The following is a 12,518-nucleotide window of genomic DNA, read 5'->3' as shown; positions in this document are numbered from 1 at the left end:
CATCATTAAGTCTTATTAGCCTGCGAATACCATGAACTTCCAATTGTTTTCATTCTATAATGTATTTCTTCCTCCGACAGTACCTCAGGATTTTCGTACCAAGGTAAATGCCTTGCCATATATTTTCCACTTGTACGCAACGTTTTTCCCCATTGTTGATTCTTTGTCATCGGTTTATACAATGCAAATGTCGTATCAATATCAGCTTCAAAGATATTTTCAGAGATTTTCTCTTTCCAAAATTTACTTTCCCACTGAATTACATCTTCCTTGTTCGGATAATAGTCGGGAATATCGTCAATTTTTAAGCCAAAGCCAACTTTTGTATATGCTGGGTATTTGACTAACAATTCCTGAAAGTACCTTACTGCATCCAACGGACATTCCTCAATAGGTAGAATATCCGGATCGGTGTAAATATAAGGAAGACCTCTGAACCACAGGTGTATAATTGTATCCCAGATAGACTTATAACCAATATTGGCATTCATTTGTATTACTGTATGGCTGGTTTTTTGATAATACTCTAGCAATTCGGGATAGCTCGAATTATTATCAATGATATAAATATTTTTCATTCCAGCTTTTTCTAACCAATCGATCAGCTTTCTCAAACAAATAACCCGATTATAATTATTGATGACTACCGGTATTTCTCGATAATCAATATTATCGCCTGCTAAATGTTTTAAAAACCTTCTTTTTACAAATGGTTTCTTCAAGGTGCGAACTAGTTTAGAATAAGTTCGGGCAATTTTACGATGTCCGCTAAAAGGTATACTATAGTTTATGATCATAAATTAAAATGTACAAACCACAAAAATAAGCAAACCTTTCAAACTATTCAGATAAATCATATTTTTTACTGAGAAGTATGACACTATAGTTGGAAAAGCATTTCAGAGTTGCTTGCTACTACAAAATTTAATTTGCTATCTATTGTACTTACTGCTTATTAGCTTTATTCTGGCTACTTCTATTGAAATTAAATCATAAAAAACTACTTTAGTGCGTTACTCAGTTGATTCATTAAATTTATTCGATTAAAATGCCTTTGAAAATAGGTTTCGATTCGAAACGCGCTTTGCACAATACTCGAGGATTGGGAAATTACTCCAGAAATTTGATTCGTGGACTAGTCAACTATTATCCGGAAAACAGTTACTATTTGTTTGGCAAGTCAGCTGAAAACGGAGAATGTGTGAATTGGCACAAGCAAGTTTCACCCCAAACGACTTTGATTCGTCCAGGTTCTTCATTAATGGGTAACGCTCTCTGGCGAAGCTATTTTTCAGAAAACGAGATCCGAAAACAACAGCTGGATATCTTTCATGGATTAAGTCATGAAATTCCCTTCAAGAAAAAAAACAGGCATACCAAATATGTGGTCACAATTCACGATCTTTTTGTGTATCGGTTGAAAGATGAGTTTAAATGGATCGACCGGAAGATTTATCTGGCGAAAATGAAATACAGTTGCAGGCATGCCGACCTAATTATAGCTGTAAGTGAACAAACAAAAAAGGATTTGATCGATTTGCTCCATGTGCCGGAAGAAAAGATTGTGGTGAATTATCAGTCGTGTTCCGATCTGTATTACGATGAAAAGAATGATGAATGGAAACAGCGCGTCAAAGACACCTATCAATTACCCGATCGGTTTTACTTGTTTGTTGGTGCATTGGTCAAGCACAAAAATATTGAGCGAATCATCGAAGCAATTGCTTTGTTGCCATTGGAAATTCAATACCCGCTGGTTATTGTTGGCAGGGAAAATAGTTATAAAAACGAGCTGATTGCCATCGCGAGGAAATTCAAGCTAGAGGAGAAAATTCAATTTGTGGATTTTGTTACTGGTGAAGATTTACCTGTGTTTTATCAATTGGCTGAATTACTAATTTGGCCATCTCTCTTCGAAGGCTTTGGGATTCCAATTATAGAAGCGCTGTTTAGCAAACTTCCGGTAATTACCAGTAATGTAGGCTGTTTTAGTGAAGCAGGCGGGGAGGGGGCTGTTTATGTTGACCCGGAGCAGGCTCCTGCAATTGCTTCAGCCATTGAGTTAGTTATTACAGATGATGCACTGTGTACGAAACTGCGAGAGAAGGGGCATGCACATGTTCAAAAATTCCATATTAAAAATACCTCTCTGCATTTAATGGAACTGTATAAAAGTCTGCTGATGTAAATTTCTTTCTGGTCGACAAGAACCGAGTTCAGAACTGAATGTATTCAAGCTATTTATAAAAAAAAATATCACCAATCTATCGCTGGCATAGATCAAACCACTATATTTGTTCAGCAAAATTAAAATACACAAAGATGAAATTATTAGAAGGTAAAACGGCTCTGATTACTGGTGCCTCAAGAGGTATTGGTAAAGCCATTGCGTTAAAATTTGCCGAAGAAGGTTGTAACATTGCGTTTACTGATTTGTTTGAAGACGAAAACATGAAAGCCACTGAAGCTGAATTAAATGCAGTAGGTGTAAAAGCCAAAGGTTATGCTTCAAACGCTGCCGACTTTGCTGACACCGACCGTGTTGTTTCTGAAGTCGTTAAAGAATTTGGACAAATTGATGCTTTGGTGAACAATGCCGGAATTACGAAAGATACTTTGCTGATGCGTATGACTGAAGAACAGTGGGATGCTGTAATTACAGTCAACTTAAAATCAGTATTCAACTTTACAAAAGCGGCTCAAAAAATAATGTTGAAGCAACGTTCGGGCTCAATTGTCAACTTGAGTTCTGTTGTTGGAGTTAGTGGAAATGCAGGACAATCAAACTACTCAGCATCTAAAGCAGGTATCATTGGTTTTACAAAATCGATTGCCAAAGAGCTTGGTTCACGAGGCATTCGCAGCAATGCTATCGCTCCCGGATTTATCATTACCGAAATGACAGCCAAAATCCCGGAAGATGCCAGAAAAGCATGGGAAGCAAATATTCCGATGAAAAGAGGAGGTACTCCTGAAGAAGTTGCGAAAACGGCACTCTTCCTTGCATCTGATTTGTCGAGTTATGTAAGCGGACAAGTGATCAATGTTTGTGGTGCAATGAATACCTGATCATTCAGGAAAAATATTTTCAAGCCGACACCTGTTAATGTGTCGGCTTTTCTTTTTTTTACATTTTCATGAAACGAGCACTTTTCCTTGGCTTAGCCACTTTAGACATTCAGTACTATGTTGATGTTTTTCCAAACAGCAATGTGAAAATAAAGTCTGCACCGCCTGAGTTTTTTGTTGGAGGGCCAGCGACCAATGCTGCTGTTGCATTTGCTGCATTGAATGGGGGGGCAAATTTGGTAACGGCCATCGGCAATAATTCATTCAAATCGGTCTTTAGAGATGACTTTGAAAGATGCCAGATAAATTGCCTTGATGTACAAAAGGATCAGCAAATACAACCGGTTTTAGCAACAGTAATTACCTCTTCTGATGGCGATCGCACAATTTTTACGCATCATCCTGAGAAGCTGAACGCGAAGTTGGATTCAAAAAAGCTTTTGGATGAAATGAATCCGGAAGTGGTCATGGTCGATGGATTCTATCCGGAAATAGCAGTTGATCTTGTTAAAGAAGCAAAGAAAAGGAACATTCCGGTTGTTTTTGATGGAGGGAGCTGGAAGTCTCATCTGCCTGAATTATTACCTTTTGTCGATTACGCCATCTGTTCAAGTGATTTTCGTCCGCCAAAAACGGAAACGCCCGAGGATGTTTTTGCTTTTCTTGATCAATACAAAATTTCATATAAAGCCATTTCCCAGGGCCAAGAACCGATCTTATATCAGTCTTCGGTTCAAACGAGTAGCATCGATGTCCCTAAAGTCGAAGTGTTGGATACATTGGGAGCAGGAGATTTTCTGCACGGTGCATTCTGCTATTATCTACTGAGCCAGCAAAACTTTGAAAAAGCACTTGCAAAATCAGCTTTGTTTGCTTCAAATACCTGTTCGTACAGGGGAACACGCGATTGGCTAATTAAACCGTAGTAAGGTCTTTCCTTTCATTTTGCTTTTTCATAACTTGTATAACTATAACGAAGTGCGCGATTCATGACTAAACGAAGTATTGGTTTTCAATTAGGAATCTATGTTTTATCTACGGTGATTGCAGTAGTTTCCTTAATTGTGTTTTTAAACTATAAACACAGTAAGGAAATTCTGATGCAAAAAATTGAGGAAGGGGCGATTCATCAATCGAGTTTAATTATCAATCAAATTTCGATTAATGTAGTTAATACTCAGGAAATAGCCAAAAATGTTGCGACTCAGGTTTCTTATTACCAGTCTCATGGCGATTTGCAGTTTTTTTTGCACGAAGTGCTTAAAAACAATCAGGTCGTTAATGGCTTGCGTGTTATGCTTTTTCAAAATGGAGATACCACCACGTATTCATCGTTTCGATACAGCCCGCAAAACTTGATTAAAGTTGACAAAAATGATCGTAATTGCCCGGTATTTCAAACACCTGATATTTTAAGTCAATTGGCCAGAGCTCCACAAGGATTTTGGTGTCAGCCATATTACTGTCCTGAAGACTCATCCAATTTGCTTATTTCATATTATTTGCCGGTTTACAATCAGCAAAATGATACTATCGGAATTGTTGCCGGAGATATTAACCTGAAATTTTTAAGCAACGTTATTTCAAACATTCCAATCAAGAAAAATGGTTTCGCATTTATTATAGCGAAAGAAGGCGATTTCTTGACTCATCCAAACGAAGATTGGGTTATGAAAAAGAATATTTTTGAGATTGACTCGAGAATATTTACCGACAACCGGCAAGAATATATTGAAGACCTAGAGAGTAATCAAACGGGGTCAGGTTTTGCCTATCCCGAAATGCTTAATTACGAAAAAAGCTGGTTTTATTTTGCCCCCGTAGTTGCCACCAATTGGAAAGTAATCATTGTAATTCCAACCAATGAATTATTTAATGAGTTGGATGGAATTTTTGAAGAAATCGTGCTGGTTTCTGTGGTTGGAATCATGCTCATATTATTAATCATTATCTTCCTTTTTAAACGCATGTTTTCACCTTTGTCGCAGGCTGTAAAATCGATCCAACGCTTCAGCTTTGGTGATCATTCGCTGCGACGACGGGGGAGAAAAAATGAGATAGAATTGTTGAATGAGAGTTTGCAAGCACTTCAGGATCAGTATGGGACTTATATGAGAGAGCAATTACAGGTTCGAAAAGATAAGCGCAAATATGAGAAAGATCTGAAGTCGGCAAAAGAAATACAGCGTACAATTATTCCTCAGGATTTTAGCGTGTTAAGTAAACACAAGGAAATTGAATTATATGCGATTTTAAAACCTGTTGAAAGTATTGGAGGTGATTTGTACGATTTCTTCTTTATTGATGAAAAGCACCTGCTTTTTACGATGGGCGATGTGTCGGGAAAAGGAATACCAGCAGCATTATTTATGGCAGTGGCCAATACCATGATTAAAAGCAAGTCCACCGAATTGTCGGCCGCCGGCATCGTCGACTCTGTCAATCAGGAGCTGAGCAAAGAAAACTCGAATCAGCATTTTTTAACTCTCTTTCTCGGCATTTTAGATATTGAAACTGGTATTTTAGACTATTGTAATGCGGCACACAACTATCCATTTTTGTTAGGAAAAAGTAAAGGAATCAAACAGCTTGAGCATACCCACGGGTTGCCTATTGGTGTATATTCAAACAAAAGTTATGAATCGGATTCCATCGTTTTGTCGAAAGGAGAAACCCTTGTGTTATATACAGATGGAGTTACAGATTGTAAAAATCCGTTGGATGAATTCTATGGGCAGCAGCGGTTGCTATCTTATTTGCAAGGTGCAATCGATTATCCATCAAAGCTGCTGGTTGACAATCTAATGGAGGATTTGAAGGGCTTCAAGAGTAATGCGAAACAAGCCGACGACATAAGTGTGATGGCGATTAGATTTAATGGTAAATACACATAGTTTCTTGAACGCACTTAAGATCCCGTTGTTATTTTAGATGAAAATGAACTGTAAGACAAACTTCTATTAATGGATTTATATTTAAAGATTGGAACCATCACGGTTGGGATTATTGTCGGATTTATCATCGCTTTTGGAATTATTGCCTATGTGAAAAAGGTAATTCGCAAAGGAACCGATCATACAATAGGACTAAAGGTATTAAGACTAATAAGTTTCCCTTTTACCGCTCTCATTATTTTACTCTTCGGATCGCTGCTTGCACCAATTACCGGGCTATTGGGTGAGAAATTCTCTCCAGACATTCGGATTTTTAGTGGTATTCTATATACAATCGTAATTGCATGGCTCATAATTAATGCCATTAAAGGAGTGAAAGTCTATTTTCTGGGTAAATATGACATCACATCAAAAAATAATCTGAAAGCTCGTAAGGTATATACCCAATTGACAGTACTTGAACGAATGCTGATAACAATTACATTGATCATCTCGCTCGGAGTAATTTTGATGATGTTTCCGCAGATTCAAAAGATTGGAGTTAGCCTACTGGCGAGTGCCGGTATTGCCGGTATTATCATTGGATTTGCTGCACAACGAAGTATTGCACTTATATTAGCCGGATTTCAAATTGCAATTACTCAGCCTATTCGAATTGAAGATGCGGTGGTTGTGGAAGGAGAGTGGGGGTGGATTGAAGAAATTACGCTGACTTATGTTGTGGTTCGTATTTGGGATAAGCGCAGATTAATCCTGCCAATCACCTATTTTATTGAAAAGCCGTTTCAAAATTGGACAAGAACAACTGCAGAAATTATGGGAACCGTTTTTATTCATGTTGATTATGGATTTCCGGTTGATGCAATGAGAAAAAAATTAACTGAAATCCTTGAAAATAATGACCTTTGGGATAAAAAAGTTAATGTACTTCAGGTAACTGACTTAACGGAAAGAACGATTCAACTAAGAGCTTTGGTTAGTGCCTATGATTCGCCAACTGCTTGGGATCTTCGAGTGCATGTGCGAGAACAGCTGATTAAATTTGTTCAAGAAGAATTTCCAGAATTTCTTCCTAAAGCACGGATTAATATGGATGAAAAGGAATCAACAAAAACAGACAAGTAAACGAATCAAAATTTACATCAAAAAAAAGCCGGTTAATGATTAACCGGCTTTTTTGCTTTTATTTAGTCGTTGTATCTTTAGTCGTTAAAATTTTGACTTTTATTTTTTCCAATTTCTTATCAAAGCCAATCGAAATGGTGTCACCTTCGGTTATCGAAGCTTTAATAATAACCTCGGCCATTTCATCTTCCAGATATTTCTGAATAGCTCTTTTTAAGGGTCTTGCACCATATTGCGTATCATAGCCTTTTTCGGCAATAAAATCTTTTGCGGCTCTCGAAATTTTCAACTTATAATTTAACGACTCTACCCGAGCATAAAGGTCTTTCAACTCAATATCAATAATTTTAAAGATATCTTCTTTTGAAAGCGTATTAAACATGATCACATCATCAATCCGGTTCAAAAACTCAGGAGCAAATGCTCGCTTCAACGCCTTTTGAACAATGTATTTTGCATGATCGTTTTCGTCTTCTGCAGACTTTGGAGTAGAAAAGCCTACCCCGCGACCAAAATCTTTCAGCTGGCGCGAGCCAATATTTGAAGTCATAATGATGATCGTATTCTTAAAGTCGATATTACGCCCCAAGCTATCAGTCAACCGACCTTCATCAAGCACTTGCAATAATAAGTGAAAGACATCGGGGTGAGCTTTTTCAATCTCATCCAATAGTATAACTGAATATGGCTTACGACGAACTTTCTCAGTTAACTGACCGCCTTCTTCGTACCCAATATATCCGGGAGGAGCGCCCACTAAACGAGACACAGAGAATTTCTCCATATACTCACTCATGTCAACCCTGATAAGAGAATCAATACTATCAAATAAATATCGGGCGATTACTTTTGCCAACTGAGTTTTACCAACTCCGGTTGGTCCAAGAAAAACAAAGGATCCAATTGGCTTATTCGGATCTTTCAGTCCGGCACGGTTTCGTTGAATCGCCTTAACAATTTTAGCAATCGCATCGTCTTGTCCAACAACACTGCCTTTCAATTTATCACCCATATTCATCAGGCGGATTCCCTCAGCTTGAGCAATACGTTGTACTGGAACCCCTGACATCATGGCAACCACTTCAGCAACTTTTTCTTCTTCTACAACTTCTCGATGGCTAATTAGCTCTTTTTCCCAAGCTTCTTTTTCTTCATCAAGCAGTTGGAGTAGATTTTTTTCTTTGTCGCGATAGTTTGCTGCAACCTCAAAATTCTGGCTTTTTACAGCCTTAATCTTTTCTTCGCGGGTATTTTCAATTTTTTCTTCCAGCTTAACAATCCGGTCAGGAACATTAATGTTTGAAATATGCACTCGTGAGCCGGCTTCGTCCAAAGCATCAATGGCTTTGTCCGGCAAAAACCGATCGGTAATATAGCGTGCTGTTAACTTAACGCAAGCTTCGATGGCTTTGGGTGAATAATAAACATTGTGGTGATCCTCATAACGCTCTTTAATGTTATTCAGAATCTCAATTGTTTCATCCACCGAAGTCGGATCTATCATTACCTTTTGAAAACGACGTTCCAAGGCTCCATCTTTTTCAATTTGCTGACGGTACTCATCCAATGTGGTTGCTCCAATACATTGAATGTCGCCACGAGCTAAAGCCGGTTTCAGCATGTTGGCCGCATCAAGCGATCCTGTTGCTCCTCCTGCTCCAACAATGGTATGTATTTCATCAATGAATAAGATAACATTGTTCACTTTTGCCAGCTCATTTAAAATGGCTTTCATGCGTTCCTCAAATTGTCCTCGGTATTTTGTTCCGGCTACAATTGATGCGATATCAAGACTGACCACTCGTTTATCAAACAATACTCTTGAGACTTTCTTTTGAATGATCCGAAGAGCTAAACCCTCAGCGATTGCTGATTTACCAACACCTGGTTCTCCAATTAAAATCGGATTATTCTTTTTACGACGCGAAAGTATTTGAGCTAAGCGTTCAATTTCTTTTTCACGACCGACGATAGGGTCAAGGTTATTTTCTTCGGCAGCTTTTGTAACATCTATTCCGAAATTATCCAATACCGGTGTTTCTGATTTTGCACCTGCTCCTTTCTTTGAAGAAGAACTTCCCCCTTGTGGAGGTTGCTTTGAAAAAGGATCGTCTACATCATCTTCGTCGCCAAAGTCTGATTTTCCTTCTGGTTGTTTATAATCTTCTAATCTCGATTTCAAGATATAATAATTTACGTGAAAATCACCCAATAATGATGAAATCTGGCTGTCTTTATCTTTCAATAAAGCTAAAAGTAAATGGCCGGTATTTATCGTAGTACTATTGAAAGCCCTTGCTTCCAGATACACTAGCTTAAGTGCTTTCTCTGCTGATTTTAAGAGTTGAACGGATGCTTGTGAATCAATTGTATTTTCGGTTCGAAGCGTTGTTTCTATCGCTTCCTTTATTTCTGACAAATTAACTCCTAAATTCGTAAGAATATCAATTGCAATCCCTTCTCCTTCTCTCAAAATCCCCAGAAAAATATGCTCAAGCCCAATCTGCTCATTTCCTAACCGGATAGCTTCTTCACGACTATAGGTAAGAACATCTTTTATTCTTGGTGAGAATTGAGAATCCATATTAATGTACTTTTGAATTATTAACTTATTTCTCTTTTAACAAATACTATTCCGAAATGTTGGTTGCCCCCCCGAAGCTCTAGCATTGTATTTAATGCTAAAATTAATCAATATTTATCTACTCATAGATTAATTGGCACGGATTTTTAAACATGATAATGTTAAAATCTTATTGAATGCAGGCAATTATTAACCGCTTTGAATAGCTGGTATTACTAGTATTTTTATATTTTTGTATGTCAAAAAAATTTCAACATAAAATTTCTTTAAAAGGAGGATTAAATGGCTGAAGGCGAAAAAATTATAAAAATAAATATTGAAGAGCAGATGAAGTCTGCTTACATCGATTATTCGATGTCAGTCATTGTTTCAAGAGCATTGCCTGATGTGAGGGATGGATTAAAACCGGTACATCGTCGTGTCTTGTTTGGAATGAGCGAGTTAGGAATACTTTCAAACCGTCCGTATAAAAAATCTGCAAGAATTGTAGGAGAGGTGCTTGGTAAGTATCACCCTCATGGCGACTCTTCTGTTTATTTTACGATGGTACGTATGGCACAACACTGGTCATTGAGATACCCATTGGTAGACGGACAGGGAAACTTTGGCTCAGTGGACGGGGACAGCCCGGCTGCAATGCGTTATACTGAAGCAAGATTGACTAAAATTGCCGAAGAAACATTACAGGATTTGGACAAAAATACGGTTGATCTACAACCAAATTTTGATGAATCATTAAACGAACCTACGGTTTTACCAACCAGAATTCCTGGACTTTTAGTCAATGGAGGATCGGGAATTGCTGTCGGAATGGCAACAAATATGCCACCACACAACCTTTCAGATACAATTGATGCCATCGTGGCATACGTTGACAATCCGGAAATTGATATTAAAGAGCTTATTCCAATCATTAAAGCTCCGGATTTTCCTACCGGTGGAATTATTTACGGATACAAAGGGGTTGAAGAAGCTTTTGAAACAGGTCGTGGGCGAATTGTTTTAAGAGGTAAAGCGCATGTGGAAGTTCAACCCAATGGTCGTGAAAAAATTGTAATTACCGAGATTCCTTATTTGGTTAATAAAGCAGAAATGATTATGAAAACTGCTGAATTAGTCAATGAAAAGAAAATTGAAGGAATTTCGAATGTCAATGATGAATCTGACCGTGACGGTATGCGGATAGTCATCGACATTAAGAAAGATGAAATATCGAATGTTGTTTTAAATAAGCTATATAAATACACTCAGCTTCAAACCAGTTTCAGCGTAAATAATATTGCATTGGTTAAAGGACGGCCAAGAATGCTGAACCTGAAAGATCTGATCCATTATTTTGTAGAACATCGACACGATGTTGTCGTTAGAAGAACTCAGTACGAACTGGAGCAGGCTGAGAAAAGAGCTCATATTCTGGAAGGTTTGATTATTGCCAGCGATAACATCGACGAAGTAATCGCATTGATTCGAAGTTCAAAAACTCCGGATGAAGCCAGAGAGCGTCTTATTGAGAAATTTGAACTGTCTGAAGTACAAGCCAGAGCTATTGTTGAAATGCGATTGCGCCAATTAACAGGGCTGGAGCAAGACAAGTTGCGTTCTGAGTACGAAGAAATCATGCAATTTATAGAGTATTGCCGCGAAATTCTGGCGAACGAAGAATTGCGAATGAGCATTATTAAAGACGAATTGCTCGAAATTAAAGAGAAATACGGAGACGAACGTAAAACGGAGATTATTCCGAATGCTGAAGAATTCAATCCTGAAGACTTCTATGCTGATGAAGAAATGGTAATCACGATTTCTCATTTGGGCTATATTAAACGTACACCGCTAACTGATTTTAAAATTCAAGGCAGGGGAGGCGTTGGTTCAAAAGGTGGTTCAACCCGTGATGAAGATTTCCTTGAGCACATGTTTATTGCGACAATGCATAACACCCTGCTTTTATTTACCGAAAAAGGGAAATGTTTTTGGTTGAAAGTCTATCAAATTCCAGAAGGCACAAGAACCTCAAAGGGACGTGCGATTCAAAACTTGTTAAACATTGAACCAGATGACCAAGTACTCGCCTTTAATAAAGTGAAGCGATTGGATGACGAAGAATACATCAACAACAATTATATCATCCTTTGTACCAAGAAGGGTATTATCAAAAAGACCTCATTAGAAGCTTATTCTCGACCTCGCCAAAATGGGGTGAACGCAATTACCATTCGGGAAGGAGATCAACTGCTAGAGGCACGCCTGACTAACGGAAGCCATGACATTATGATCGCCGTAAAATCGGGTAAAGCTATTCGTTTTCATGAAGATATTGTTAGATCAATTGGTAGGACAGCATCAGGAGTACGAGGCATAACCCTTGGAAATGAGAACGATGAAGTTGTTGGCATGATCTGTGTGGAGAATGAGTCCGAAGACGTTCTTGTTGTTTCTGAAAAAGGATATGGAAAACGATCAAGCATCGAGGATTACCGAATTACCAATAGGGGAGGTAAAGGTGTTAAAACAATTAACATCACTGAAAAAACCGGAAGTCTAATTGCAATTAAAAGCGTTCTTGATGAAAATGACTTGATGATTATTACACAAAAAGGCTTGACGATAAGACTTCCAATTTCAGCTTTACGCGTTATGGGCAGAGCTGCTCAAGGAGTAAGACTAATCAACCTGAAAGGCGAGGACAAGATCGCATCGATAGCTCGGGTAACATTCGAAAATACGAGTGATGAAGAACTTTCAGATGAAATAATAACTGGTGACGAACCAACAGGACCAGAAGATGAATCATGATGAATCATAATGCTTTATTAGTCATAGATTTGTACTGGTTTATAAAAAAA

General features: G+C 38.0%; 8 protein-coding genes. 6 read left to right on the top strand and 2 right to left on the bottom strand.

Annotated elements, in window-relative coordinates:
- Positions 1-5 precede the first annotated feature (5 nt).
- Positions 6-797: a hypothetical protein gene (locus tag ACTB00_RS10765; protein WP_463299928.1), complete on the bottom strand. Its 792-nt coding sequence runs from the start codon at positions 795-797 to the stop codon at positions 6-8.
- A 251-nt stretch (positions 798-1,048) separates the two neighbouring features.
- On the opposite strand from ACTB00_RS10765, the gene ACTB00_RS10760 reads away from it, so the two are divergent.
- The 5 genes from ACTB00_RS10760 to ACTB00_RS10740 all read left to right on the top strand — a co-directional run bounded on the left by ACTB00_RS10760 (position 1,049) and on the right by ACTB00_RS10740 (position 7,088).
- Positions 1,049-2,188, top strand: a complete 1,140-nt coding sequence (locus ACTB00_RS10760) for a glycosyltransferase family 4 protein (RefSeq protein WP_463299927.1) — start codon at positions 1,049-1,051, stop codon at positions 2,186-2,188.
- 134 nt (positions 2,189-2,322) lie between these two features.
- Positions 2,323-3,069, top strand: coding sequence for a 3-oxoacyl-[acyl-carrier-protein] reductase (gene fabG, locus ACTB00_RS10755; protein WP_321286338.1), 747 nt, complete (start codon positions 2,323-2,325; stop codon positions 3,067-3,069).
- Between the two features lie 68 nt (positions 3,070-3,137).
- Positions 3,138-3,995, top strand: a complete 858-nt coding sequence (locus tag ACTB00_RS10750) for a PfkB family carbohydrate kinase (protein ID WP_463299926.1) — start codon at positions 3,138-3,140, stop codon at positions 3,993-3,995.
- A gap of 63 nt (positions 3,996-4,058) precedes the next feature.
- Positions 4,059-5,963 carry a SpoIIE family protein phosphatase gene (locus ACTB00_RS10745; protein WP_463299925.1) on the top strand — a complete coding sequence of 635 codons (1,905 nt, stop codon included), beginning with the start codon at positions 4,059-4,061 and terminating at the stop codon, positions 5,961-5,963.
- A gap of 69 nt (positions 5,964-6,032) precedes the next feature.
- Positions 6,033-7,088: a mechanosensitive ion channel family protein gene (locus tag ACTB00_RS10740; protein WP_463299924.1), complete on the top strand. Its 1,056-nt coding sequence runs from the start codon at positions 6,033-6,035 to the stop codon at positions 7,086-7,088.
- 58 nt (positions 7,089-7,146) lie between these two features.
- Here the strand turns inward: ACTB00_RS10740 and ACTB00_RS10735 are convergent, their stop codons facing one another.
- Positions 7,147-9,672, bottom strand: a complete 2,526-nt coding sequence (locus tag ACTB00_RS10735; protein ID WP_463299923.1) for an ATP-dependent Clp protease ATP-binding subunit — start codon at positions 9,670-9,672, stop codon at positions 7,147-7,149.
- A gap of 282 nt (positions 9,673-9,954) precedes the next feature.
- On the opposite strand from ACTB00_RS10735, the gene gyrA reads away from it, so the two are divergent.
- The gene (gene gyrA, locus ACTB00_RS10730) at positions 9,955-12,468 is read left to right on the top strand and encodes a DNA gyrase subunit A (RefSeq protein WP_463299922.1); all 2,514 of its coding nucleotides are present in this window, start codon (positions 9,955-9,957) and stop codon (positions 12,466-12,468) included.
- The last annotated feature ends 50 nt before the right edge of the window (positions 12,469-12,518 follow it).

This window comes from Sunxiuqinia sp., from assembly GCF_055140945.1.
This window is presented reverse-complemented; position numbering and strand designations above follow the sequence as displayed.

What these genes read in the sequence shown, in the direction of transcription:
- gyrA (WP_463299922.1), top strand. Translation starts at nt 9,955, where the DNA reads ATGGCTGAAGGCGAAAAAATTATAAAAATAAATATTGAAGAGCAGATG.
- ACTB00_RS10740 (WP_463299924.1), top strand. Translation starts at nt 6,033, where the DNA reads ATGGATTTATATTTAAAGATTGGAACCATCACGGTTGGGATTATTGTC.
- ACTB00_RS10750 (WP_463299926.1), top strand. Translation starts at nt 3,138, where the DNA reads ATGAAACGAGCACTTTTCCTTGGCTTAGCCACTTTAGACATTCAGTAC.
- ACTB00_RS10765 (WP_463299928.1), bottom strand. Translation starts at nt 797, where the DNA reads ATGATCATAAACTATAGTATACCTTTTAGCGGACATCGTAAAATTGCC.
- ACTB00_RS10745 (WP_463299925.1), top strand. Translation starts at nt 4,059, where the DNA reads ATGACTAAACGAAGTATTGGTTTTCAATTAGGAATCTATGTTTTATCT.
- ACTB00_RS10735 (WP_463299923.1), bottom strand. Translation starts at nt 9,672, where the DNA reads ATGGATTCTCAATTCTCACCAAGAATAAAAGATGTTCTTACCTATAGT.
- ACTB00_RS10760 (WP_463299927.1), top strand. Translation starts at nt 1,049, where the DNA reads ATGCCTTTGAAAATAGGTTTCGATTCGAAACGCGCTTTGCACAATACT.
- fabG (WP_321286338.1), top strand. Translation starts at nt 2,323, where the DNA reads ATGAAATTATTAGAAGGTAAAACGGCTCTGATTACTGGTGCCTCAAGA.